Here is a 25,355-nt window from a genome sequence, read left to right on the forward strand (position 1 = left end):
TATGCACCCGACTTATCATCCCTCGTGGGAACCGGTTCTCGCACCGGTTCTGGAGCGCCAGTGGCCCCGGATTTCTCGGGCGCTGGCCGGTCAGGATTACCTGCCCCCGGCGGAAGATGTATGCAGGGCGTTGCTAATGCCGCTTGATGAGGTCCGTGTGCTCATCGTCGGCCAAGACCCCTATCCGACCCCAGGCCACGCGATGGGAATGGCCTTTTCCACTAGGCCGGGGGTCAAGCCCCCGCGGTCCTTGGTCAATATTTACCGCGAGCTTTATGACGACGTGGGCGTTCGCGGACGCGAAGACGGCGACTTGAGCGCCTGGGCCGCCCAGGGGGTATTGCTCCTCAATAGGGTGCTGACCGTCGGGCCGGGGCAGGCGGGCTCTCACCGGCGCATTGGCTGGGAAGAGGTGACCGAAGCGGTCATTCGCGCCCTCAACCGCACCCCGCTGGTCGCCATTTTATGGGGCCGCGATGCACAAACCTGTGAGCGCTTTCTGCCCGATGTGCCTTGCATTACCTCCCCGCATCCTTCGCCGCTTTCGGCCAGCCGCGGGTTCTTTGGCTCCCGCCCATTTTCTCGAGCAAACGCCCTTTTGCGTGACCAAGGCGCGAGAGAGATAGCGTGGGACTTGTAAACTATTGCCCATGTCATACCCGAGCACGCTGGATGCACGCGGATTGCGCAATTGGGCGCACCGCGCCGTAGGCGAGCTTTCTCATCGCCGCGCAGAAATTAATGCACTTAATGTTTTTCCGGTACCGGATGCAGATACCGGCTCGAATATGGCACACACTATGGAAGCCGCCGTCGCGAGGGTGGACACCGGCGACGGCGACGTTGCTGCCGCCCTAGCTATGGGTGCTGTGCGCGGGGCGCGGGGCAATTCCGGGATGATTCTCTCGCAGGTCCTGCGCGGGGTCGCGGAGGCCACCGTGGATTCCACCATCGATGGCGCTATTTTTGCGGCCGCCCTCATGCACGCGGTAGAGCTCGTGGACCGAGCGATTTCGGAACCGGTGGAAGGTACCGTCATTACCGTATTGCGACGTGCCGCAATAAAGGCTGAGAGCATCGCGCGGCAACCCGAATCTAGTTTTCACGCCGTCGTATCGGAAACTATCTCGGCCGCCCGTACGGCGCTTGCAGAAACGCCCTCGCAACTGCCGGAGCTGCGTGCAGCCGGGGTGGTGGATGCAGGCGGTGCCGGCCTAGTGATTCTTCTAGAGGCACTCCTTGCAGAAATCGAAGGCGCGACCAGCCACGTGCCCGAATTTATGCCGGAGGCCGCCACCGAACTTGAGGTGGTCTTCTTTTTTGAAGGCGATAGCGCAGCGCTGAAAGAAAAGATTGCGTCCTTGGGCACGAGTTTGGTCATTGCACAAGCAGGTGAGGACAGCGCTTCGATCCACATCCATTCCACCCGGGCCGGCGAGGTTATTGAAACCGCCTATGCTGAAGGATTGGTCAGCGATTTGCGTTTAGAGGCACTTCCCAGCGTCCTAGCCCACCCCGAACTCACTGACAACGGTCATACGCGCACCGTTTATGCCGTGGTACCCGCCGGCCCTGTGGCTGAGCTTGCGCGATCCGCCGGGGTTACGGCAGTCGAGCCGGGCGAAACAATCCACGCGGCGGGCGAGGACATCGTTTTATCCAGCGGACTAGAAGAACGCGAAACTGCAGCGCATACCGTGAGTATTTCTTCCCTCGCGGCGGGGCTGGCCGCCATTTCGGTTTATGAACCAGATAATACGGATACCGTTTCGGTCGTAGAGTCCATGCGCGAGGCGGCACAGTCGATGCGGGTGGCGCACCCGGCAGAAGAAACAGAGGCAGCGATCGCGCAGATGGGGCGTGAGCTGCTTGCCGCGGGCGGCGAACAGGTCATGGTCATTAGTCCTCTTAGTATCTCGCAAGAAGGATTGGCGGCAGAGCTGGGCGTAGATGTAGTGGCCGTGCAGGTGCCAGGTATCCCTACGGAGATTGGAGTGGAATAGCGATGCTTGGCTGGCAGGATGATCGCCCTTTAAGCGATGTATTGGACAAAAAAGACGCCACGAAGATCACTAAGGCACTGGGATATCAGACCTGCGGGGAACTCCTGGCCCACTATCCGCGTGACTATATTCGCCATAATAAAGACGTGGGGCTTGGCGATGCCGCCGAGGGCGATATCGTCACCGTCACGGGAACCGTAACAGGAATAACAACCCGCGATACGGGCAAGACGACCATCATCAACGTCCAGCTCGATGGTCATATCATCGCCACGTTTTTTAATGCCATGTACGTCTTGCGTCTGCTCCATCGCGGGCAGCGGGTGATGATGAGCGGAAAATTGAAATATTTCCGCCAGCAGCCCCAGCTGCAGCAACCGGATTTCGTAGAAATTGACGCCTTTGGGCGGCCCGACGGGGAGCTTGCCGCCTACCGCGCACAGGCCCCAGCGACGGGAAAGAAAAAGTCACAGAAGGCGACCGGGTCCCTGCGCAATCTGTCCCAATTCGGGCGACTGGATAAATTATTGCTCGAGCGGGAATGGATCCCGGTATATCCTGCCACCGCAAAGATCACCTCGTGGTACCTCATGGGGGCCATTCACTATGTGCTCGCGCATACCCCAACCATCCGTGAACCGTTAGACCAGCAAATGATTATCAGCCTGGACCAAGCGGTGCGCGAGATTCATGAGCCCGGCGCGGCTGGCCCACAACGCGCGATTCAGCGCCTCAAGTACAATGAGGCGCTTTCTATTGGCCTGGTCATGGCGCTGCGCCAACGTGATGCGCATGCGCACACTGCGCCGACGATGCCCGCTATTTTGGGCGGTTTTCGCGAAGAGTTATTGGCCCACTTGCCGTTTGAACTCACACCAGGCCAGCGACGGGTTATCACTGAGATTGATAATGACCTGTCCGGCTCCTTACCCATGATGCGCCTTTTGCAGGGTGAAGTTGGCTCGGGTAAAACCATGGTTGCAACCTGCGCCATGCTGCAGGCCATCGATGCCGGAAGCCAGGCGGCGCTGCTGGCTCCTACCGAGGTCCTGGCCTCCCAGCACGCGGCCTCTATTGGCACGTCGGTTCCAGAAGGGGTCAAGGTGGTGCTCTTAACCGGCTCCATGCGCACTGCTGAAAAGCGCCAAGCGCTGCTCGATATCGTCTCCGGGGAGGCGAATATCATCATCGGTACGCATGCCATCATTCAAGAATCAGTCGAGTTCTTCGATTTGGGTTTGGTGATCGTGGATGAGCAGCACCGCTTTGGCGTTGAGCAACGTGATAGCTTGCGTTCCAAAACGCGCGAGGGGATTAGCCCCCATGTGTTGGTCATGACGGCGACACCTATACCGCGTACCATCGCCATGACGATTTTCGGTGATCTCGCGGTCTCGACGCTTGCTGAGCTGCCCGGCGGGAGAAAACCTATCCAGTCTGCTGTGGTGGCGGAGTGGCGGCCTACATGGGTTGCGCGGGCGCTCGAGCGCATTCGCGAGGAAGTGGCGCAGGGCCACCAGGCGTATATCGTCTGCCCGCGCATTGAAGGCGAGGGCGGCGTGCTTGAGTTGGCGGAACAGCTTGCCGCCGGCCCGTTTAAGGGGCTGCGGGTAGATATCTTGCACGGCAAGATGCCAAATAAGGATGAGGTCATGACCTCTTTTGCCCGAGGTGAGATTGATATCCTGGTTTCGACTACGGTCATCGAGGTGGGCGTCGATGTTCCCAACGCTACGGTCATGCTCATCCGAGAGGCGGAGAATTTCGGCGTGTCCCAGCTGCACCAATTGCGCGGGCGTGTAGGGCGCGGCGGCAATGCGTCCATTTGCCTGATGCATACGAAAGCGGAGGATAACTCGCCCTCATATCGGCGCATAACCCAGATTGCCCAAACCTCGTCTGGGTTTGAACTTGCGGAATTAGATCTTCGGCAACGGCACGAGGGCGATATCCTGGGGGCGGTGCAATCTGGTACGCACCGGACGCTTCGGTTGCTCAACCTTGCTGATGACCAGGATATCGTCGAGCGCACCCACGCAGATGCCTATGCCATGGTCCAGCGCAATCCCCAGTTAGCAGAAGAGCTGACGCGGAATTTGAGCGAAAGCGAGCAGGAATTCTTGGAGAAAAACTGAGAGGGTTTAATCTATAAGTAGGAAAATCTACGCCCCTTTCGCGGGCATCGTGTGCTGCTTTGGCGTTGGAGGCGCGAAAATTAGCATGTGTTATGCGCTAGTTACCATTGCGACGACGAAGCTAGGATCTTCTGGCTTGTCCCCGGGCCCGGGGACAATTCGCGCGTAGCGGCGGCGGATTTGGGCAATATTATTGGTGGAGACTTAATTATGGAGATTGGAGAAGCGTAAATGACGCGGATTATTGCAGGCGAAGCGCGGGGTCGGACTATTAAAGTCCCGGCAGAGGGAACGCGGCCAACCGCCGATCGCGCGAGGGAAGGCCTGTTCTCCTCATTGAATGCCCGGTGGGGGTTTCCGGGTTCCAAGGTGCTTGACCTATTCGCCGGATCTGGCGCCTTGGGATTGGAAGCATTAAGCCGTGGGGCTGACGAGGCAGTGTTGGTGGAGTCCAACCCTGCGGCGGTCTCCATCATCAAACACAACATAGGTGTGGTGAAACATCCCGGTGCCCGCGTGGAGGAAAGGAAAGTATCTACGTACCTGGCTAGTGCCCCGCGTGGCTACTTCGATCTGGTTTTAGCCGATCCGCCTTATGCGTTTGACGATGTCCCAGGGCTCATCGCCGCAATGGAGCCAGTGCTTACCGATAGCGCGATGGTGGTCATTGAACGTCACGTCGAATCGCCTGAGACAGAATGGCCCGAAGGTTTTGCGCCGACGGGGCAGAAATTAAAGAAGCGTACCTTCGGCATTGCGCGCATGGATATGGCAATCTTTAGCCGTCCCGTTACCGATGATGCCGATGAAACTCTAGATAACTAGGAAAGCGATATTTTATGACCACAGCCGTGTGTCCCGGGTCTTTTGATCCCATCACTCTTGGCCACGTGAATATTTTTGAGCGCGCCAGCCAGATGTTTGATGAGGTTACGGTACTTGTTACTGGTAACCCAGAAAAGCCTTCCGGGTTATTTAGCGTGCACGAGCGCATGGAGCTCATCCGCCAGAGCGTGGATTCGCGCATTAACGTGGATTATTGGTCCGGCCTGCTCGTGGACTATACCTCGCAGCACGGCGTGGATGTTTTGGTCAAGGGACTGCGTTCTTCCTTGGACTATGAATACGAGCTGCCGATGGCGCAGATGAACCGGCGCTTGTCCGGCATCGATACGGTCTTTTTGCTTACCGATGAAAAATACGGCTACATCAGTTCTTCGCTGTGCAAGCAGGTCGCGCAATTCGGTGGTGAGGTCACCGGCATGCTTCCTGATCCGGTCGTACAAGCGGTGAAGGAAAAATACCGCCGATGATAGTGGCGCTGATTATTTTCGCCGTTGTTGTCGCAGGATCCACCCTGCAACGCGTCTCCGGCATGGGGCTTGGCCTTATCGGCGGGCCGATTCTAATGCTGGTTATGGGCCCGGTAGAAGGCATCCTCGTGATCAACGTCTTGGCGGCGGTTAATGCGTTGCTTACCACGTTGACCGTTCGCCGCAATGTTAGCTGGAGAATGTTTGGGCTCATCGCGCCAGTGATGATTATCGGTTCTCTCGCCGCTGCGGCGCTAATTAGCAAGATTGATACTGCGGGCCTATTGATAGTGGTGGGTGCAGCTCTGCTCATCGCCCTGGTGGTGGTGACCTACGGCGCTAGGTTCATCCCGCCGCTCGAGGGCAAGGGCCCAGCCATCTCCGCAGGCATCTTGGGCGGATTCACCAATACCTTGGCGGGAGTGGCAGGCCCAGTCATTACCGTCTACGCCCAGGCAGCCAAATGGCCGCAAGCTATGTATACGGCGACCCTGCAGCCGATTTTTGTGGTGGGCGGAATCTTTTCCGTCCTCACCAAGACAGCTCTTGGTGCCGCGACATTTGATGGCCTGCCCTGGTTCATCTGGCCCGCAGGCATTGCCGGTATGTTCATCGGTATTTGGCTGGGCTCGCGCATCGCGCACGTGGTGTCCAGGGATATAGCGCGCGCATTGTCGCTATCAGTAGCAAGCCTTGGCGCCCTCAGTGCGTTGATTCGCGGCATCGTCACCTACAGTGCCTAAGACGCGGCCGACGCGGCGCGAGGGCTACTTAAAGCAGCGAGGATAAGAACTCTTTGGTGCGCGGCTGCTGTGGATTGTCGAGCACTTCAGCTGGGGTACCGGATTCCAGGACTACGCCGCCGTCCATAAAGAAGATTTTATCCGCAACCTCGCGCGCAAAGCCCATCTCGTGGGTAACCACGAGCATGGTCATGCCCTGGGCCGCGAGAGCCTTCATGACGCGGAGGACCTCGCCGACGAGCTCGGGATCGAGGGCGGAAGTGGGCTCATCGAAAAGCATGAGCTTGGGATCCATCGCTACGGCTCTGGCGATGGCAACGCGCTGTTGCTGGCCGCCAGAAAGCTGAACCGGGAAGTTGTCGGCCTTGGCCGCAAGCCCCACCTCCTCTAGCAGCTCCATGGCTCGCTTCCGAGCCTTATCCTCTGGCACCTTCTTGACCTGCATCGGTGCTTCAATGATGTTTTCTATAACCGTGCGGTGAGGAAATAGGTTAAAAGACTGGAATACCATGCCGATATCAGAGCGCTGCTGCGCAGCTTGCTTCTCACTGATTTCATACAGGATTCCATTCTTTTCGCGGTATCCTATCAGCTCACCATCGACATACAGGCGGCCCGCTGTGATTTTATCCAGATGGTTAACGCAGCGCAGGAAGGTTGACTTACCGGAACCGGAAGGGCCCAAAAGGCAGGCAACTTCGCCGCGCTGGACCTCCAAGTCGATACCCTTGAGCACCTCGAATTGACCGAAAGATTTGTGCACATTCTCGGCGGAGATCATGGGAGTAGTCATTAATTTTTACCCTCCTGGATTACGGAGACATTGCGGGGGATTGTACCTTCGGCATCGGCAAGCGCGGCAAGTTGGCGCCCGGTAAGCTCGCGCGTCGCGCCGCGTGCAAAGTGGCGCTCGAGGAAGTACTGGCCCACCATGAGCAGGGAAGTAATGCCCAGGTACCACGAAGCAGCGACCATTAAGAGGGGAATAGGCTGGAAGAGGGCTGCGGAAATGTCGGTGGCGCGGCCGAAGATCTCATGGGTATAGGGGATGGCCACCACCAGGGACGAGGTCTTGAGCAGAGAAATGAACTCATTGCCGGTCGGCGGGATGATAATGCGCATTGCCTGTGGCAACACGGTGCGCCGCATAGTCATCCACCAGGACATGCCGAGGGCCTTAGAGGCTTCCTTTTGTCCTTCTGGAACCGAGGAAATGCCCGAACGGACGATTTCGGCCATATACGCGGCCTCATTGAGGCCCAAACCCATGACCGCCAAGAAGAACGCATTGGTCAACACGCTTTGCAGGGAGACCTCTGCAAAGCCTAAGTTGATGGACTGGTAAATCGCGGAGAGCAAGCCCCAGAATACTAGTTGGACGTAGATTGGGGTGCCGCGAAAGAGCCACAGGAAGATCCAGGCAACGGCGCGCAGAATGGGGTTGGGCGACATGCGCATCACGGCGAGCATGGCACCGCCTACCACGCCAATGATCATAGACAAGATGGTGATCGCAATCGTGTGCAGGGAGGCGATGGCGATGCGCTGGTCAAAGAGATACTGGAAGTACGTATCCCACCTGAAGGCTTCATTGCGCGCGGAGGCAATGACGAACCACAGCCCAAGACTGAGCAGCACGGCCGCGCACAGCCACCGCCAGGGGTGTCGCAGTGGTCGGGCTTCGATCTTGGCGGGTGCCTCCTGCAGTGTCGTGGGGCCGGCTGCTTCTCTGTGCTCGTTAACCATTGATGGGCCTTTCATTAATCATCGCCTGGTCTACTAATCCATCTTCAATTCCCCAGCGGGCCAAAATCTCCGCGTACTCACCGGTATCGATAAGGTGCTGGAGGGCCGCAGCCGAGGCCTTGCCCAAGTCCGAGTCCTTTGGGACCGCGAAGCCGTAAGGGGAGGCCTGGAATATATCGCCGACCACGCGCATCTTTCCCTCGGAGCGGTTTACCGCCCAAGCGGTCACCGGCGAATCCGCGGATAAGGCATCAGCGCGGCCCATAAGGACGGCGAGCGCGGCGTTATCCCCGGTGTCGTAGGACAACACGGTCAGATCGCCGTCGCAGGAATCTTGCTTGGGGCGCACATCGTCGGTTTCGGACACGGTAGTGCGCTGTACAGCGACGGTCAAACCGCAGGGGTTTTGGGGATCGACCTTATTCGGGCCATCGACAAGCTCTGCCCATTGGATGCCCGCGTACAGATGGTCCACAAAGTCGAACTCACCACGGCGATCGGCCGTGTCGGTAAAGCCAGAGGCCCCCATGTCTATCTGGCCGGATTGCACAGCCGGCAAGATCATGGAGAAGTCTTGCTCTACGGCCTGGAATTTCAGGCCCAACACCCCGGCTACGGCGCGGGCAAGATCGAGCTCTACGCCCTGTAGATCGCCGTTGGAGTCCTTGAGCTGAAACGGGGCATAGGGAGGGTTCGTTCCTGCCGTGAGCACGCCGTCATCGTCGTGGTACATCGCGGCAATTTTGGGAACCTCTCTGGTCTTTGGCTCTTGCCAGCCCTGCGGAGTGGAATCCTCCTCGTTGACCACGCACGCGCTCAAGGGGAGCACGCAGGCCATAATGGCGGTCGCTAGTGGTCGATGCTTAATCGCCCAGGGCATTAATATTTCGCCGTCCTTTCCTCGATGGCTTGTGCGTTCCTGCGGTCTATGTAGATGAAGATGGACACGATAACGGCCCCGAGGATGGCGTATCCGATGATGGCACCCGAAGAAGCATCCTGGTCTGTACCCCACGGCCATAGGGCGCGCAGGGATCCCAGCATGAAACCTGCCATGGCGGCCAGGGTGGGAGCGCGGTGGCTGCTAAGCAAGTAGTTGAGCAATTTGATGAAGGCGGCGAGGCCACAGAGGGCTCCTAGCGCAAAGACGCCCATGGTCCCCAACTCTCGATCCGATACCGCGCCGATGATCGGCTGGTACAGCCCCATGGTCAGCAAGATGAGCGAACCGGAAATACCCGGCAGGATTAGTGCGCATACGGCGATTGCTGCGGCAAGGAAAACAACTACGAGGCTCGGGTCTTCGTGCGGCGTGGAGGTAAATCCCGTGACGACAAAAATCACAACGGCTGCAGTGATAAAGGCGATGATGGAGGAGGGGGCGGTGCGCTCCGCCTGGGGCAACATGGATAGCGGGACGATGATGGAGACGACCACCATGCCTAAAAAGAGGGCGCTGGAGGCAGAGACGTTGTTATCGACGAAGTGGGACAAGAGCGTGGAAAAGCCGAAGACTGCGATGAGCATGCCGATGGCGACTGAGGCCAGAAATGACCACTCAACCTTCTTAAAATTGCCGGAGATAAGGTGATTGGCATTGCGGACGGCGCGTTCATAAATTCCCACGATGAGGGCGACGGTTCCACCGGAGATACCGGGAACCAATTCGGCCATGCCGATGAGGGTGCCACGAATGGCGTTCAGAATATAGTGCATAAATTAAAAATCTACCTGGGGATAAGAGATGACTGCCGTTGACGGGCCACTCCGGGGTGTCGAGAACTTGTTACTCGACAACGAACGACGTGCTGCAACACCGTTCGCGGTGGCTAAAGTCTGCATATCTTTCATTACTTTAACGGTTATCTACCTTATATGAGATGGGCTTGTGCTTAAAGTCTCGAGGTAAGAAGGTGTTATTCTGCAGAGATCGCGCTTATTTGCCGTTGTGTAAATATGCAATTCGCGGAAGTATATACGCTGTATCGAGGCCGCAGTAGGAGAAGAAAGGGGAATGACAAAACCCCGCTTCCTTCGTGGATAGGTATCCGGAAGGAAACGGGGATGAAATGTGCCCCTGGTGAGACTCGAACTCACACTGGACGGGTTTTGAATCCGTTGCCTCTGCCAATTGGGCTACAGGGGCAATCAAAAGCTAGCGCCTTTGACTGTTGGAAATAGTAGCGCAGAGGTTGGCGCAATTCCTAATTGGGGTCTCTTTTCGGTAAAAAGACCTGCTCAAGGCGGTGAGGTTGGGTGGGGTGTCGCCGTGTCCATGGTGTTGCCTACTATGGGGCAGGTGACTTCCAATAAGACCCGCCTTTTGCTCATTGACGGCCATTCGATGGCATTTCGTGCCTTTTATGCCCTGCCGGTGGACAATTTCTCTACCTCCGGCGGTCAGCACACCAACGCCGTGTATGGCTTTTTATCCATGCTGTCCAGTATTGTCTCTGAGGAAAAGCCGGATGCTATCGCGGTTGCTTTTGACGTCGGCCGCAAGACGTTCCGCACGGAGATGTTCCCGGATTATAAGGCGCAGCGCGAGGCTGCGCCGGAAGAATTTAAGGGCCAAGTAGATATCATTCGCGATACCTTGGAAACCTTGGGTATTACAACGCTCTCGCGTGAAAATTACGAGGCCGACGATATTTTGGCTACCCTGGCCACGCAGGCGCAGGACTACGAGACGCTGATTGTCACCGGAGACCGCGATTACCTGCAGCTGGTTACGGATTCGACCACGGTGCTCTATCCCATGAAGGGCGTATCCACGCTGCACCGGTTTACCCCAGAAGCCGTCGAGGATAAATACGGGCTTACCCCCGCGCAGTATCCCGATTTTGCTGCCCTGCGCGGCGATCCATCCGATAACCTCCCTGGCATCCCCAAGGTGGGAGAGAAAACCGCCACCAAGTGGATAGTCAAGTATGGAGACTTGGCTTCATTGGTAGAGCACGCCGAAGAAATCAAGGGCGTGGTGGGAAAAAACTTTCGCGAACGCATCGAGCAGGTGCAGATGAACCGGAAGCTCACCCAGATGGTTACCGATATGGACTTAGACGTCGGTCCAGATGATCTGGCTTTTAAGGAAGCCAAGGTTGCTGATGTTGCCGCAAAATTCGATGAATTGGAATTTGGCACCAACCTGCGCGACCGTGTCTTATCCGCCGTCCCCAATGACGGGGCAGTGGCCGCCGAGCAAGCCGCGGAGGCCCCAGATGTCGATCTCACCATTGATGACGCCTCGCTGATCGAGTGGCTACCGGGTCGCGAGCACGTAGCCGTATATGTGCAAGGCCAGGGCGCCCCAGGCCAAGGCGATGCCTCAGCTATAGCCTTTGTGGACGGCGATCGCCACGGCCTGCAGGTGGAACTCGGGGAACTTTCCGCCGATGAGGAAAAGGCCTTGGTCCAGTGGTTAGAATCGCCGGCCCCTAAGTATTTCCACGCCGCGAAGGCCGCGTTCCACATGTTGGCAGGGCGCGGAATTGAGCTCGACGGGCTCGCTCATGATACGGCCTTGGCGGCCTATATCCTGCGCCCAGGCCAGCGCACTTACGAGCTTTCCGATGTCTACCAGCGCCACCTTCAAAAGTCCCTCGGCGCCGCCTCGGAGCAGATGTCGTTACTCGATAGTTCCTCCCTGGTAGATCAGGCAGCGGCAATCATGGAGCTAGCGGAAAAACTCACCGCGGAACTGCAGGACATCGACTCGTTCGAGTTGTACACCGATCTGGAATTGCCGCTGGTGACCATCCTGGCACGCATGGAGGCTACGGGCATCGCGGTCGATGTAGATATTTTGGAAACCCAAAAGGATGCTTTTGTGGAGCAGGTGGCGGAACAAGAACGCTCCGCGCGCGAGCTCGCTGGCGATGACAAGCTCAATTTGAATTCACCTAAGCAGCTACAAAAGGTACTTTTTGAGACCTTCGATATGCCCAAGACGAAAAAGACGAAGACGGGATATTCCACGGCCGCGAAGGAAATCGAGCAGCTGGCCATCAAGCACCCGCACCCGTTCTTGGACCACCTTTTGGCCCACCGTGAGTACCAAAAGATGAAGACCACGCTCGAGGGCCTGATTAAGGCCGTCCAGCCGGATGGGCGCATCCACACGACCTTTAACCAGACCGTGACCTCGACGGGACGTTTGTCCTCGACGGAGCCTAACCTGCAAAACATTCCGGTGCGCACAGAGGCCGGTCGTCAGATTCGATCGGCATTTATCGCAGGTGAGGGGTTCGAGCAATTAATGACTGCGGACTACTCGCAGATTGAAATGCGTGTGATGGCGCACCTGTCTGCCGATCCCGGGCTGATTGAGGCCTACAAGGCCGGCGAGGATCTACACAACTTCGTTGGTTCTAGGGTCTTCGATGTGCCCGTTGACCAGGTGACCCCTGAGTTGCGTCGCCGCGTAAAGGCCATGTCTTATGGCTTGGTCTATGGCCTGTCCGCATTTGGATTATCGCAGCAGCTGGGAATCCCGGCGGGCGAAGCCAAGTCGATTATGGAAAGTTACTTTGAGCGCTTTGGTGGCGTAAAGAAATACCTTGATGACGTCGTCGAAAAAGCCCGTAAGGATGGTTATACGGCCACGCTCTTTGGCCGCCGCCGCTACTTGCCAGAGCTTAACTCCGATAACCGGTTGGCCCGCGAAAACGCGGAACGCGCTGCGCTCAACGCCCCGATCCAGGGAACGGCCGCGGATATCATTAAGGTCGCGATGATTCGCGTGGATCGTGCGTTGCGAGACCTGAAATCTCGTGTATTGCTCCAGGTTCACGATGAACTGGTGGTAGAGGTTGCCCCCGGCGAGTCGGATCAGGTTCGAGAGATTCTCGAGCGCGAGATGGATTCTGCCATCGAGCTGAACGTGCCGCTTGAGGTCTCTGCCGGTGCTGGTACCGATTGGGATGCGGCGGCGCATTAATCCAGTGATACGGCTTATTCGTCATGAGCGTGCTCGCATACGCCTCGCAGCTCAAGGGCTGACAGCTCAGCGGTGGAAAGGTGCGGGGGAGTCCGTCTGTGGTTTCGGCTTACGCAGCGTCAAAGACCTTCACTCGATGCCCCGCAGAAACGTGAGGGGTTAAAAATAACACGTAGTGTGCCTGTGACCTGGGGTAAGTCTCGCGCCGCTGCATAATGAGGCGACGACCGTGAGTACTTTTCGAATCAACTCTTACCTATCTTTCCAAGGACGTAGGCTTGACGCCCAAAGTGTCTAGTTTCCGGGGGTCAGGCCCAGGCGGTCATTCGTCCTTTCTTATTAGGGTAAAGACCTGGATGAAAACCATCGTCACCAGGGAGATAATGGCTACAATTCCTGCAGCTTCCGCTTGGCCAGCAAAAGAGAAAAATGTAATTGCGGCAAATAGAGCTATTGCGAGAATCATGGTCTTATTCATTCTGGAAATCTTTTCAGGAAATCTGGATGACTATTGGCAACGCTAAGAGCCGTTTGGTGGCAATTGCAACGTCTTTATTTTTGAGCTTGTCCGTAACGGTCGGTGCGGCCTCTGCTGCCATTAGCGTACCTGTTTCATCATCTCAGGGGATTGTTTAGCAACAAAATGTTTAACTAGAGATGGATGAAGAAGCATATAATGAGTGGATTCAAGAAAATATGCCCACTAAATAGAAGACTTCTGAAAGAATGAATTGGGTTGCGTGCGGGACTGTGGTCGGGGCAGTAGCTGGCGCTTGCGGATTTGGAGAGTAGTAATACAAGAGGCGGGTTTAGTAGCAAAAAGGGGGTGCGGACGAAATCTTGGAGGTTTTCTCGCACGTCTAGTATTCGATACCCGGATGCGCGAAGGCTTAAGGCGTTATATGTACGTCCTGACCCCCAACGTGTCTATTTTCCTGGCGCGGGCCCATCTTCCTGAGGTCGCTTTTCCACCAGGCAGCCAGCCAAGAGGTCAAAGGGTGTTTGGCCGATGGCTAAAACAGAAAGGCCTAGAAGCGCAACGATAATGCTGTCGATGTTCCAGCCAGTAAGCGTCAGCGGTGTGAGCAACAGCCACGAATTTCGCAGGCACGCGGTGACAAACGGCGAGCGGGCCGGGATGATTTCTAGCTGCATCGACCATTTGCCCAGGGAGGTAGACTTCTTCGTTTCCACCCCCACGCGGTAGATATAAAAGACCACGGCGAGAGCGACCGCCTCGTAGATTTCTTGGGGGTGGCCGGTCAGGGGGTTACCGGCAAGAGCATTAATCAGCCACCGCACCACGGTGATAATGGCGGCGACGAGGAAGGCATCAGTCCACCATGCCACAGCGCGGCGCAGGACAATTTTCAGTCTTTCGGTGATCATGTTCCCCATGCTAGTTGCATGTGTGGCACATGAAAATCGTGATCCAGGCAAGCGCGGTATCGCAATCGGTGAGGAAGGGGAATGCGCCGAACGCAGAAAATGCCACGTCAAAGAGATCAGTGGCGTAGTGCAGTGCCAGCGCATCGGCCTGGTGGGGCATTTCCGGGCGGTATTATTAGAGGAAAGTTCCGCGACGAGCTTGGGATGGGAGACGGCCGCATCACCATTCGAACAGGATTAATTGCCGTAGAAGACGAAGTGCTTGGGACGGGTTACTGGCCTGGCCGACGGGCTGTATTTGCCGTATGAGCTGGACAGATGTAAGCTCTTACAGGCATGTCTATGCCACGGGTTGCTGTAGGCTATTGTAGGAAAGCTTAGGGCAACCACGCGGCGGGATCGGATGTCACCTCTATCTCCTGTATTTGTGCAGCGCAGAGGGGCTTTGAATTCGAGAGACACGCAGTTGTCCACGAACGATTTCCTACATTTATTCGGAGCATTTTTACAATATGCCATCTTCTACTACCCCTCAGGTTGCGATCAACGATATCGGAACCGCCGAGGACTTCCTCGCAGCTGTAGACGCCACCATCAAGTACTTCAATGACGGTGACATTGTCGAGGGTACTGTCGTCAAGGTTGACCATGATGAGGTACTGCTGGACATCGGATACAAGACGGAAGGCGTTATCCCTTCCCGCGAGCTGTCCATCAAGCACGACGTCAACCCTGACGAAGTTGTCAAGGTCGGCGATGAGGTGGACGCACTTGTCCTGACCAAAGAGGATAAGGAAGGCCGCCTGCTTCTATCCAAGAAGCGCGCACAGTATGAGCGTGCTTGGGGCGCCATCGAGGAGCTCCAGGCCAAGGAGGAGCCGGTTACTGGTACCGTCATCGAGGTTGTCAAGGGTGGCCTAATCCTAGACATTGGGCTGCGCGGCTTCCTGCCTGCTTCCCTCGTTGAGATGCGTCGCGTCCGCGACCTAGAGCCTTATATTGGCCAGGAGCTGGAAGCTAAGATCATCGAGCTGGACAAACAGCGCAACAATGTCGTCCTGTCTCGCCGCGCACACCTGGAGCAGACCCAGTCCGAGGTTCGCTCCGAGTTCCTGCACCAGCTGCAGAAGGGCCAGGTCCGCAAGGGTGTTGTCTCTTCCATCGTCAACTTCGGTGCTTTCGTCGATCTGGGCGGCGTAGACGGCCTGGTTCACGTTTCCGAGCTGTCCTGGAAGCACATCGACCACCCATCCGAGGTTGTCACCGTTGGTGACGAGGTAACCGTTGAGGTTCTAGACGTCGATCTGGACCGCGAGCGCGTCTCCCTGTCCCTGAAGGCAACCCAGGAAGACCCATGGCGCGTCTTCGCCCGCACCCATGCTGTGGGTCAGATCGTGCCGGGCAAGGTCACCAAGCTGGTTCCGTTCGGCGCGTTTGTTCGCGTCGAGGAAGGCATCGAGGGCTTGGTTCACATCTCCGAGTTGGCTCAGCGCCACGTCGAGGTTCCGGACCAGGTTGTTACCGTTGGCCAGGAAGTTATGGTCAAGGTTATCGATATCGACCTCGAACGTCGTCGTATCTCCTTGTCCGTCAAGCAGGCTGATGAGGATTACTCCGATGAGTTCGATCCGTCCAAGTACGGCATGGCTGACTCCTACGACGAGCAGGGCAACTACGTCTTCCCAGAAGGCTTCGACCCAGAGACCAACGAGTGGAAGGAAGGCTTCGACGAGCAGCGTCAGGCTTGGGAGGCACGCTACGCAGAGTCCGAGCGCCGTTTCAACCTGCACACCGCTCAGATCGAGCGCAATCGCGCTGCAGCCGCAGAAGCTGCAGAGTCCGCTGATGCATCCTCCAACTACTCTTCTGACTCCACCGATGCAGCTCCGGCATCGGAGACTCAGGCAGAGTCCGGCGGATCCTTGGCTTCTGACGAGCAACTTGCCGCACTCCGCGACAAGCTTGCCGGCAACTAAGACAAGTTTGGAGTGTGGGGTGAGATAGCCCCCTAGCTTCACCCAGCTGCACTAGCCGCGTCCTTCTCCCCCAGGGAGACAGGACGCGGCTTTGTGAGTTTTATGACAGTGGCACAAATGACCGCTCGCTCATTCTTTAAAAACCCGTGACTTGACCTGCGGTAAAACGTTTTTGTCTGTAAAAAGATCACTATCCCCACTAAAAACCACTCAAGTGGGCTTTTGTTTGTGTTGCCTCTCACTTATAATCCCAATGTGACGTAATAGCCAGTTAAGTGCTGACTATCGTTTTGTCTTTATGCAAGGAGTATGAAGTGGCATCTGTGAAAGACACTTCCACACACATCATTGAGAGCCTTGGCGGCGCCGAAAACATCACGTCGCTGACGCACTGCGCTACGCGCTTGCGTTTTCAACTCGTGGATGTAGGGAAAGTAGATCAGGAAAAGCTGGAAAGTGATACGGCCATTCTCGGTTCTGTCACGCAGGGTACGCGTGGCTACCAAGTGGTTATGGGTGGTGGCGTAGCCAACTACTACAGCGAAATCATCAAGAATCCCGGGGTAAGTCCGCCAGATGAGGAATCCTCCTCAGCCAAGAAAAATTACGATGCCGTGCGTGGAAAATATGATTGGGTCGACTACTGCTTCGAGTTCCTTTCTGATACGTTCCGCCCGATTCTGTGGGCGCTGCTAGGTGCGTCCCTCATCATCACACTGTTGGTTCTGGCGGATACCGTCGGCATCCAGGATTTCCGCGCGCCGATGGAGGAGCAGCCCGAGGGCTTCCGCTTGGCCCACGCGATGTTCCAATCGGTCTTCTACTTCCTGCCGGTGATGGTGGGTGCCACCGCCGCGCAGAAGCTGGGCGCCAATGTGTGGGTTTCGGCCGCCATTCCGGCCGCTCTGCTGACGCCAGAATTCATGTCCCTAGGTGAACAGGGCGATACCGTCAACGTATTCGGCCTGCCGCTGGTGGTTAACTCCTACGGCTCCCAAGTATTCCCACCGATCTTGGCCGCGATCGGCCTGTTCTGGGTAGAGAAGGGCTTGAAGAAGATCATCCCGAGCGCGGTACACATGGTCTTCGTGCCGTTCTTCTCGCTGATGATTATGATTCCGGCAACGGCCTTCCTGCTCGGACCATTCGGCATCGGTGTGGGTAACGGCATCTCGTGGGTACTGTTCCAAATTAATGGCTTCTCGCCGTTCATCCTGGCCATCGTCATTCCGTTGCTGTACCCATTCCTGGTTCCGATGGGCCTGCACTGGCCGCTCAACGTAATCATGATTCAGAACATTACGACCTATGGCTATGACTTCATCCAGGGCCCCATGGGCGCGTGGAACTTCGCGTGCTTCGGTGTGACCGGCGCCGTGATGGTTATCTCCATGAAGGAAAAGAACAACTCCATGCGCCAGGTATCCGTCGGTGCCTTCGCAGCCGGTATGCTCGGCGGTATTTCGGAGCCGTCCCTCTACGGTATCTTGCTCCGCTTCCGCCGCACCTACTACCGCTTGCTGCCTGGTTGTGCCGTGGGTGGTGCAGTGATGGGGCTTTTCGATGTCCGCGCTAATGCCTTCGTCTTTACTTCCATCTTGACCACCCCGGCCATGTCTCCACAGCTGGGTTACATCATCGGCATCGCCGTGGCATTTTTCACCTCCTTCTTCCTCACGTTGCTGTTTGGCTACCGCACCGCTGAGGAAAAGCAGGCCGATCTCGAGCGCATTGCCCGGGAAAATCATGAGAGCATCGAAGACGTGGCTAGCCGCTCTGAGTCACACCTCATTGGATCCTCTGGTCATGGAGCGCATGCTTCTGAAAAAACAGCGGCTGTTGGGGTTGTGCCTGCCACCGGAATCGCTACCAAGGAAGCAGAACAGGCAACCATCGTGTTGGATACTCCCTTGGAGGGTGAGGCCGTGGACCTATCTGAGGTGCCGGATCCTATCTTCGCCGGCGCGAAGCTTGGACCTGGCGCTGCAGTCAAGCCAACTGGCAATATCGTTTATGCGCCTGCCGATGGCACCGTGCTCACTGTCCAAAAATCTGGCCACGCGATCGGGCTGAACCTGGATAACGGGGTCCAGCTACTCATCCACGTTGGCCTAGATACGGTGGAATTGGCCGGTGAGGGATTCGATGTCCATGTGGAAAAGAAGCAGCGCGTTTCTGCTGGCGATAAACTCATCAGCTTTGATACAGACCTCATTAAGTCCAAGGGCTATAACCTGATTACCCCGGTCGTGGTCACCAACGCCAAGAAATTCGGTTCCGTTAGTGGCGCTACCGGCACGGTTACTCTAAGTGACGGACTTTTGCAGGTTCATCCAAAGCCAGAAGAAGAACTTGAGTCCTAGTCAGTACCCTTAATTTCGGCAGCAAGGAGTCCAGGCATTTAAGCCGGGCTCCTTTTCGCGTAGTCTGTTCACTTATGGTGCTAATCGGATTAACCGGGGGAATCGGCAGTGGGAAATCTACGGTAGCGCGAATGTGCGCCCAGCGCGGCTGGCGCGTCGTAGACGCAGACCGCATTGCGCGGGATATCGTCGAGCCAGGCCAACCAGCATTAGCAGAGCTAGCTCAGGAATTTGGCCAGGATATTCTGCAGGAAGATGGCAGCCTTAACCGCAAGGAACTTGCCCACCGAGCATTCGTGGATACGGAACGCACGCAACTTTTGAATTCGATTACCCACCCGCGCATCCAAGAAGAGACCCAGCGACAATTTGTCGCCGCGCGCGAAGAAGCTGTTGATTTTACGGTCTATGATATGCCGCTGCTTGTAGATAATGGACTGGAAGGGGACATGGATTTTGTCATCGTCGTTGATGTGAATCCAGAAGAACGCGTGCGTCGACTCGTGGAATTCCGCGGACTCGATGAAGTAGACGCGCGCAAAAGGATTAACGCTCAGATCTCAGATCACGAGCGCCTAGCGGCAGCAACCCATGTCATAGACAACAACGGCACTCTGAAACAACTGGCTGAACGCGCCGCTGCGGTCTGCGACGACATCGAAGCGGTGTCCTCTTAACCTTAACCTTTTAGGTAAGTAGCGTTAATGTATTTTCCTTTTAACGTTTACTTTTGACCCCTACTCTGTTGGAACGTGGGAACTTGGGGAACTGGACCATTTGATAATCACGCGGCGCGGGACATACTCGCTAGCCTGCGGGATGGTTCCTTTGATCTCCGGCATTTTCAGAGATCGTGCAGCACGGGAGTGCTCGATTCTGATGAAGCTGAAGCAGTCATCGCATTAGGTGCGCTGACGAAGCTACCTGCCGATCGCCTGCCGGAAGGTGTAGCCCCGCGGGATTTGGCTTCTTTGTACACCCCGCAATCCAAGGCGTGGCTGCGCCGACGTATCAACCAGGCGATGTGCTCTGATTCTTCATCGGTTTACGCGTTGTGGGAACCGACGGGGCAACTCGACCAATGGCTGCACACAGCCCAAGCCGCACTGCCGTGAAATGGCTAGCAGGCGCGTACACGCAGTAAAATAGCGGGTATGGCTTTCGCTGCTGAACATCCCCTTATTCCCAATTCTGAACACCGCGTGGTAGGTGAGGTTGAACGCACCCCCGGTAGATTTCAGGTCGTTTCTGAGTACGAACCCGCGGGTGACCAGCCCGCGGCTATCAAGGAACTTGATGAGCGTCTCAACCGTAACGAACGAGACGTTGTCCTCATGGGTGCTACGGGTACCGGTAAATCCGCGACGGCTGCGTGGCTGATTGAAAAGCAGCAGCGGCCCACGCTAGTCATGGCACCCAATAAAACCTTGGCCGCACAGCTGGCCAATGAACTGCGCCAATTATTGCCCAATAACGCGGTGGAATACTTTGTCTCCTATTATGACTACTACCAGCCAGAAGCTTATATCGCGCAGACTGATACCTATATTGAAAAAGACTCGTCTATCAATGAAGATGTCGAGCGCCTGCGCCACTCAGCGACTTCCGGATTGCTCTCGCGGCGCGATGTCGTGGTAGTTTCTTCGGTCTCGTGCATTTACGGTCTGGGTACACCGCAATCCTATTTGGACCGTTCTGTCATTATCGCCATTGATGAGGAGCTTGATAGGGATCGCTTCCTCAGGCTGCTGGTGGATATTCAGTACGAGCGCAACGATGTGGGCTTTACCCGTGGTACCTTCCGTGTCAAGGGAGATACGGTCGATATCATCCCGGCCTATGAGGAACGCGCGGTTCGCATCGAGTTCTTCGGCGATGATATCGATTCCCTGTACTATATCCACCCAGTGACAGGTGATGTGATCGAGCAGGTCGATGAAGTGCGAATTTTCCCCGCGACGCACTATGTGGCCGGTCCAGAGCGCATGGAAAAGGCCGTGGCCGATATCAAGGAAGAATTGGCTGAGCGCCTAGAGGAACTTGAAAACCGCGGTAAGCTGCTTGAAGCACAACGGTTGCGCATGCGCACGGAATATGACCTGGAGATGATCGAGCAGGTGGGGTTCTGCTCCGGTATTGAGAACTACTCTCGTCACGTGGATGGCCGCCCTGCCGGGTCCGCGCCAGCTACGCTCTTGGATTATTTTCCAGAGGACTTTCTTACTATCATCGACGAGTCCCATGTGACCGTGCCGCAGATTGGCGGCATGTACGAGGGCGATATGTCGCGCAAGCGAAACTTGGTGGAATTTGGCTTCCGCCTTCCCTCCGCAGTGGATAACCGGCCACTGACCTTTGATGAGTTTGAAGAGCGCGTCGGCCAAACCGTCTATATGTCCGCGACCCCGGGAGATTTTGAGCTGACTTCCTCCGGCGGCGAGTTTGTCGAGCAGGTCATTCGCCCGACTGGCTTGGTAGATCCCAAGGTGTCGGTAAAACCAACCAAGGGCCAGATTGATGACCTCATTGACGAGATCCGCGGGCGCATTGCAGCTAAGGAGCGCGTATTGGTCACTACCTTGACTAAGCGCATGGCAGAGGATCTCACAGATTACCTGTTGGAGCAGGGGATTAAGGTCCGTTACCTGCATTCGGATATCGATACGCTGCAGCGCGTGGAACTCCTACGCCAATTGCGGTTGGGTGAATTCGATGTGCTCGTCGGCATTAACCTCTTGCGTGAGGGCTTGGATCTGCCCGAGGTTTCGCTGGTCGCCATCCTCGATGCGGATAAGGAGGGGTTCTTGCGCTCTACCACCTCGCTCATCCAGACCATTGGTCGCGCTGCGCGTAATGTTTCCGGCGAGGTTATTATGTACGCCGATAAAGTAACCGATTCGATGCGAGAAGCCATTGATGAAACGGAGCGTCGCCGCGAGAAACAGATTGCCTATAACAAGGAACACGGCGTGGATCCGCAGCCGCTGCGCAAGAAGATCGCCGATATCTTGGATCAGGTCTATGAAAACAACGGGGGAGAGCCAGCTGAGTTGGACCCTTCAGCGATGGTGGAAAAGCGCGATGTTTCCACTATGGCCACCGGTGAGGTCGAAGCGCTCATTAGTGACCTGCAGGCACAGATGGGCGCTGCCGCGCGCGAGCTGAAATTTGAGCTGGCAGGTCGGCTGCGCGATGAGATTGCGGATTTGAAAAAGGAACTGCGCGGGCTGAAGGACGCCGGAATATAACAGTGTGCCCAGTATTCCAGTGATGTTCTTCCCCCCTAAAAGGGCGCAAATCTACAACCGGGAGGCTTGTTGATTTTGCGCCCTGACTATACTGGTGCCGAGTTAATAAACCGGTTCAATGTGCCGACCTAGTAATTCACCAGCAAGGAGAATCATGCTTACGTATCACACCATCGCCGTCGGTACCGATGGCTCTGAAACTTCCCTGCGCGCAGTGCGTTCGGCGGCATCAATGGCTCGGGCATACGATGCCAAACTCATCATCATCTCTGCTGCCTATAACCATTCGGGTTCCATGCTCGGTGCCCCCAGCGGTGAGGGATCCAGGTTACCTGTTGTCAGTGAGGAAATGGCTGATACCTACTTGACGAATGCGCAGCGGATAGCCGAGTCCGAAGGCGCGGACAATATTGAAGTCATCACCACCTCCGGTGACCCAGTAAATGCCTTGATTGAGGCTACGGATAAATACGATGTGGAGCTTTTGGTCGTGGGCAACCGCGGCATTAATTCCGTGCGCGGTCGCGTTTTCGGCTCAGTTCCAACGGAGCTTACTCACAAATCCAAGGTGGATGTCGTAGTGGTTAACACCAGTGAAAAACGCTAATCATTTCTCATTGTTACACTTGAAATACCGCCAAGTAGGCACAGTAGAAAAGTTCGGTTACACACCCACAAAGAAAGGTCATCATGAGCGATTACAGCACGATTGTTGTCGGTACTGACGGTTCCAAGTCCTCTCTCCTTGCCGTGGAGCGAGCAGCCAAAATTGCCGCTGCATTCGATGCCACGCTGATCATCGGCTGTGCTTACTACGAGAATCAAGAGCAAGCCTCGAAAACCTTGCGCCAGGATTCCGTCACTATTCTTGGTGACGAGAAAGCCCAAGCTAACCTGCAGGCAGGCAAAGAGAAAGCGGAAAAGCATGGGGTTTCCAAAGTGGAAACTGCAGTCCGCCCTGGAACGCCGGTGCAAGCCTTGATGTCTATCGTCAATGACAACGATGCAGACCTGCTCATCGTCGGTAACCGCGGCATTAATTCGCTGACCGGCCGTCTGCTCGGCTCGGTGCCAGCAGATGTAGCGCGTCAATCCGACTGCGACGTTATGATCGTTCACACCGTCAATTAATCGAGTTTTTCTTAACCCACCGCAGCGAGTTCCTCACCGGAATCGCGCGGTGGGTTGTGTGATCCTTGCGGAGCTAGATCAGATCGCCCGTATCTCCTACTAGAGTCAGCGTTTGCGTAGCCCGGGTGATACAGACGTATAGATTCTGTAGCCCCTGCGGGGAGGTCGCGACAATCTCGAGGGGGTTGAGAACAACGACGTTATCGAATTCGAGCCCCTTGACGGATTCGGCGTTCGTGGCATCAATAACCGCAGTGAGTCGGCCGTCCTCCTCGGTAAAAATGCCGGGGGTATACCCCGCATCCTCAAGCCGGCGCACCGGCACGCCATCGCGAATGGCAAATGCAGGAATAGCGTCCGGATCGATGGATGCCAAAAGGCCGTTGGCAAGCTCGGTAATAGGTTCAGGGGTGCGGTAGTTGACGGTGAGGAGGTGGTGGCGGAAGCGCTGCGCGACGAAAGGCTCCAAGGCCTCGCCCCAGTCATCCACGCCGGCGGGAGAGCTCGTCTGCGAGGTATCGCCCACCAGCGTCATCCATCGCGACGGGCAGCGGCGGAAGAGCATTCGCCATTCCATTGGGGTAAGCTCCTGGGCCTCATCCACGATAATGTGTCCAAAAGCCCAGGTGTGATCTTCCCGTGCGCGCTCTGCGGTGGTGCGCGTATCCTGCACCTTCTGGCGCTGCGCCAGGGTTTCCGCATCAATCACGTCGTGTGCGGAAAGAATTTCCGCCTCGAACATATCATCGTCGTTATCGGTCGATTCAGAGGAAGAAAGGATATCCAACGCATCTTCTGCATCCGCGATCTGTGCGCGCCATTCGGCCTCTTTGGCTGCTTTCTTCTCCTCGGGATTGGGCAGGCCTACGAGGACGGCCAACTCATCCAAAAGAGCAGTATCGGAAGCGGTCCAGGCGTAGCCATCGGGACGGTACAAGGCGGCCTGGGTCTCCTCATCGTAGCCACGGGCAGCCGAGGCGATGAGTTCACGGGAAGACAACAATGCGGCGAGAACTTCGGACGGATCAAGCTCGGGCCAAAAAACATCGATGCAGTTGATAACAGATTCATCATTGGCAAGATCATCGTGGAATTGATCCACATCCGCGCGGCTCAAGAGGTTTTCCCCGCCCAACGGATCCGTTCCCACCTTGTTGGCCATCTCTTGGGCCAAATCCTCAACGAAGTGCTCGATGAACGCCTCGCGCGCTTGGTTATGCGGCTTGCGGGCGCGGCGGGCGCGAGTGCGCGCTCTTTTCACCATTGATGGGGTGATGGTCAGTGGCAAGCCATCCACGGTAATGTCCCGGGGTACATTCGGCACCTGCTGATAATCTTTTACTGCAGCATTAAGGATTTCTGCCATGGCCTCACTGCCTTTAATTTCGCGGCCCAGAAGTCCCTCGGTATGGATGGGGGTGATGCCGGGAAATAAATCACCGATGGTAGACAGCACAACGCCGGTCTCACCGAGCTCTGGCAGGACGCGAGAAATATAGTCCAAAAAGTTGGTATTAGGTCCAACGATAAGCACACCGGTGGAAGATAGCAGCTCGCGATGGGTATAGAGCAAGTAAGCTACGCGGTGCAGGGCGACGGCGGTTTTGCCGGTGCCGGGGCCGCCTTCGACGACCATGACGCCGCGGGTATTATCTCGGATGATCTCGTCTTGCTCGCGCTGGATTGTTTCCACGATGGAGGACATGTGTCCCGTGCGGGCGCGTTGGATCGCAAAATACAGGGCGGATTCGCTCGCCACGCCTGCTTCCTCCTCGCGCACCCCCGGGCCGTCCAATGCTTCGTCGTTGACCTCCGTGACCGTGCGGCCGGTCATGCGGATCTGGCGGCGCGTGTGTACACCTTCGGGCTGGGCCGTGGTGGCGAGGTAGAAGGGGCGGGCCATGGGTGCACGCCAATCCAAAAGGAGCGTGCGGTAGTTGTCTTCGCGCGCATCCAAACCCATGCGGCCAATATAGCGGCGATCGAGTCCTTCTTCGGTGGGGTTATCGCCGGCCGCATCGATATCGATGCGGCCGAAAACAAGCCCCATCTGTGCGACGTTGAGGCGGTCTAATTTAGCCTGGAGGCCGTGGTATTCCGTTTCGCGGCGCACGAGGGCATCGGCATCGGGAGTCGCCGGGTCGACCTCGGCCTGGACCTCGTTCAAGCGTGCGTTTGCTGCGGCCACTTCGTCATCGAGGCGGTTGAAAAGGCCATCGACATAGTTTTGTTCTGCTTCGATGGTCGAAATTCCAGCGTTTTCCGTGTGGTCTCCTGAACTGGTTGAGGATGCAGCAGCAGGAGAATGCGTGGCTGGAGATTTCTTCGGTGCGAAGTTCACGAGACTCCTCAGAATGAAACATGAAAAA

22 protein-coding genes and 1 tRNA gene are annotated in these 25,355 nt (G+C 56.4%); 15 read left to right on the forward strand and 8 right to left on the reverse strand.

Annotation, left to right across the window (positions count from 1 at the left end; genetic code table 11):
- Position 1 precedes the first annotated feature (1 nt).
- The 6 genes from D9V82_RS08485 to D9V82_RS08515 all read left to right on the forward strand — a co-directional run bounded on the left by D9V82_RS08485 (position 2) and on the right by D9V82_RS08515 (position 6,194).
- Complete coding sequence (locus tag D9V82_RS08485) at positions 2-640, forward strand: uracil-DNA glycosylase (RefSeq protein WP_121911973.1); 639 nt, start codon at positions 2-4, stop codon at positions 638-640.
- A gap of 10 nt (positions 641-650) precedes the next feature.
- The gene (locus tag D9V82_RS08490) at positions 651-2,003 is read left to right on the forward strand and encodes a DAK2 domain-containing protein (protein ID WP_121911974.1); all 1,353 of its coding nucleotides are present in this window, start codon (positions 651-653) and stop codon (positions 2,001-2,003) included.
- Positions 2,004-2,005: 2 nt separating this feature from the next.
- Positions 2,006-4,138, forward strand: coding sequence for an ATP-dependent DNA helicase RecG (locus D9V82_RS08495; RefSeq protein ID WP_121911975.1), 2,133 nt, complete (start codon positions 2,006-2,008; stop codon positions 4,136-4,138).
- A 231-nt stretch (positions 4,139-4,369) separates the two neighbouring features.
- Positions 4,370-4,963: a 16S rRNA (guanine(966)-N(2))-methyltransferase RsmD gene (gene rsmD / locus D9V82_RS08505; protein ID WP_121911976.1), complete on the forward strand. Its 594-nt coding sequence runs from the start codon at positions 4,370-4,372 to the stop codon at positions 4,961-4,963.
- Between the two features lie 14 nt (positions 4,964-4,977).
- Entirely contained in the window at positions 4,978-5,451 is a 474-nt protein-coding gene (gene coaD, locus D9V82_RS08510; RefSeq protein ID WP_121911977.1) for a pantetheine-phosphate adenylyltransferase, read from the forward strand.
- Positions 5,448-6,194, forward strand: coding sequence for a sulfite exporter TauE/SafE family protein (locus tag D9V82_RS08515; RefSeq protein WP_121911978.1), 747 nt, complete (start codon positions 5,448-5,450; stop codon positions 6,192-6,194). The genes coaD and D9V82_RS08515 overlap by 4 nt, the downstream gene beginning before the upstream one ends.
- A gap of 28 nt (positions 6,195-6,222) precedes the next feature.
- Here the strand turns inward: D9V82_RS08515 and D9V82_RS08520 are convergent, their stop codons facing one another.
- The 5 genes from D9V82_RS08520 to D9V82_RS08540 form a co-directional block, all read right to left on the reverse strand.
- Positions 6,223-6,987, reverse strand: coding sequence for an amino acid ABC transporter ATP-binding protein (locus D9V82_RS08520; protein ID WP_121911979.1), 765 nt, complete (start codon positions 6,985-6,987; stop codon positions 6,223-6,225).
- Positions 6,987-7,940 carry an amino acid ABC transporter permease gene (locus D9V82_RS08525; RefSeq protein ID WP_121911980.1) on the reverse strand — a complete coding sequence of 318 codons (954 nt, stop codon included), beginning with the start codon at positions 7,938-7,940 and terminating at the stop codon, positions 6,987-6,989. Before D9V82_RS08525 ends, D9V82_RS08520 begins: the two co-directional genes overlap by 1 nt.
- Entirely contained in the window at positions 7,933-8,820 is an 888-nt protein-coding gene (locus D9V82_RS08530) for an ABC transporter substrate-binding protein (RefSeq protein ID WP_121911981.1), read from the reverse strand. The genes D9V82_RS08525 and D9V82_RS08530 overlap by 8 nt, the downstream gene beginning before the upstream one ends.
- Positions 8,820-9,656 (reverse strand): DUF368 domain-containing protein, encoded by an 837-nt coding sequence (locus D9V82_RS08535; protein WP_121911982.1) that lies wholly within the window; start codon positions 9,654-9,656, stop codon positions 8,820-8,822. The genes D9V82_RS08530 and D9V82_RS08535 overlap by 1 nt, the downstream gene beginning before the upstream one ends.
- A 356-nt stretch (positions 9,657-10,012) precedes the next feature.
- Positions 10,013-10,086 (reverse strand) — tRNA-Leu (locus D9V82_RS08540).
- Positions 10,087-10,230: 144 nt separating this feature from the next.
- On the opposite strand from D9V82_RS08540, the gene polA reads away from it, so the two are divergent.
- A complete protein-coding gene (gene polA / locus D9V82_RS08545; RefSeq protein ID WP_121911983.1) occupies positions 10,231-12,879 on the forward strand; it encodes a DNA polymerase I in 2,649 nt (882 codons plus the stop codon).
- Positions 12,880-13,235: 356 nt separating this feature from the next.
- Positions 13,236-13,403 (forward strand): hypothetical protein, encoded by a 168-nt coding sequence (locus D9V82_RS12235; protein ID WP_167449765.1) that lies wholly within the window; start codon positions 13,236-13,238, stop codon positions 13,401-13,403.
- A gap of 403 nt (positions 13,404-13,806) precedes the next feature.
- Here D9V82_RS12235 and D9V82_RS08550 read toward each other — a convergent pair whose 3' ends face one another.
- Together D9V82_RS08550 and D9V82_RS08555 are read right to left on the reverse strand one after the other, a co-directional pair.
- Positions 13,807-14,268 (reverse strand): RDD family protein, encoded by a 462-nt coding sequence (locus tag D9V82_RS08550; RefSeq protein WP_121911984.1) that lies wholly within the window; start codon positions 14,266-14,268, stop codon positions 13,807-13,809.
- Positions 14,269-14,278: 10 nt separating this feature from the next.
- On the reverse strand, positions 14,279-14,428 hold the full coding sequence (locus tag D9V82_RS08555) for a hypothetical protein (protein WP_234459314.1): 150 nt from the start codon (positions 14,426-14,428) through the stop codon (positions 14,279-14,281).
- Positions 14,429-14,780: 352 nt separating this feature from the next.
- Here D9V82_RS08555 and rpsA point away from each other — a divergent pair, with 352 nt between their 5' ends.
- From rpsA to D9V82_RS08590, 7 genes are all read left to right on the forward strand, one after another.
- Positions 14,781-16,244 (forward strand): 30S ribosomal protein S1, encoded by a 1,464-nt coding sequence (gene rpsA / locus D9V82_RS08560; RefSeq protein ID WP_121911985.1) that lies wholly within the window; start codon positions 14,781-14,783, stop codon positions 16,242-16,244.
- A gap of 314 nt (positions 16,245-16,558) precedes the next feature.
- Complete coding sequence (locus tag D9V82_RS08565) at positions 16,559-18,607, forward strand: glucose PTS transporter subunit IIA (RefSeq protein ID WP_121911986.1); 2,049 nt, start codon at positions 16,559-16,561, stop codon at positions 18,605-18,607.
- Between the two features lie 74 nt (positions 18,608-18,681).
- Positions 18,682-19,284 (forward strand): dephospho-CoA kinase, encoded by a 603-nt coding sequence (coaE, locus tag D9V82_RS08570; RefSeq protein WP_121911987.1) that lies wholly within the window; start codon positions 18,682-18,684, stop codon positions 19,282-19,284.
- A gap of 75 nt (positions 19,285-19,359) precedes the next feature.
- Entirely contained in the window at positions 19,360-19,722 is a 363-nt protein-coding gene (locus D9V82_RS08575) for a DUF4259 domain-containing protein (RefSeq protein ID WP_121911988.1), read from the forward strand.
- A 39-nt stretch (positions 19,723-19,761) separates the two neighbouring features.
- Positions 19,762-21,855 carry an excinuclease ABC subunit UvrB gene (gene uvrB / locus D9V82_RS08580; RefSeq protein ID WP_121911989.1) on the forward strand — a complete coding sequence of 698 codons (2,094 nt, stop codon included), beginning with the start codon at positions 19,762-19,764 and terminating at the stop codon, positions 21,853-21,855.
- 154 nt (positions 21,856-22,009) lie between these two features.
- Positions 22,010-22,462, forward strand: a complete 453-nt coding sequence (locus D9V82_RS08585) for a universal stress protein (protein ID WP_121911990.1) — start codon at positions 22,010-22,012, stop codon at positions 22,460-22,462.
- Between the two features lie 83 nt (positions 22,463-22,545).
- Positions 22,546-22,986, forward strand: coding sequence for a universal stress protein (locus tag D9V82_RS08590; protein WP_121911991.1), 441 nt, complete (start codon positions 22,546-22,548; stop codon positions 22,984-22,986).
- Between the two features lie 73 nt (positions 22,987-23,059).
- On the opposite strand, the gene D9V82_RS08595 is transcribed toward D9V82_RS08590, so the two are convergent.
- The gene (locus D9V82_RS08595; protein ID WP_121911992.1) at positions 23,060-25,327 is read right to left on the reverse strand and encodes a HelD family protein; all 2,268 of its coding nucleotides are present in this window, start codon (positions 25,325-25,327) and stop codon (positions 23,060-23,062) included.
- Positions 25,328-25,355 lie beyond the last annotated feature (28 nt).

This window comes from Corynebacterium macginleyi (assembly GCF_003688935.1).
Classification (GTDB): domain Bacteria; phylum Actinomycetota; class Actinomycetes; order Mycobacteriales; family Mycobacteriaceae; genus Corynebacterium; species Corynebacterium macginleyi.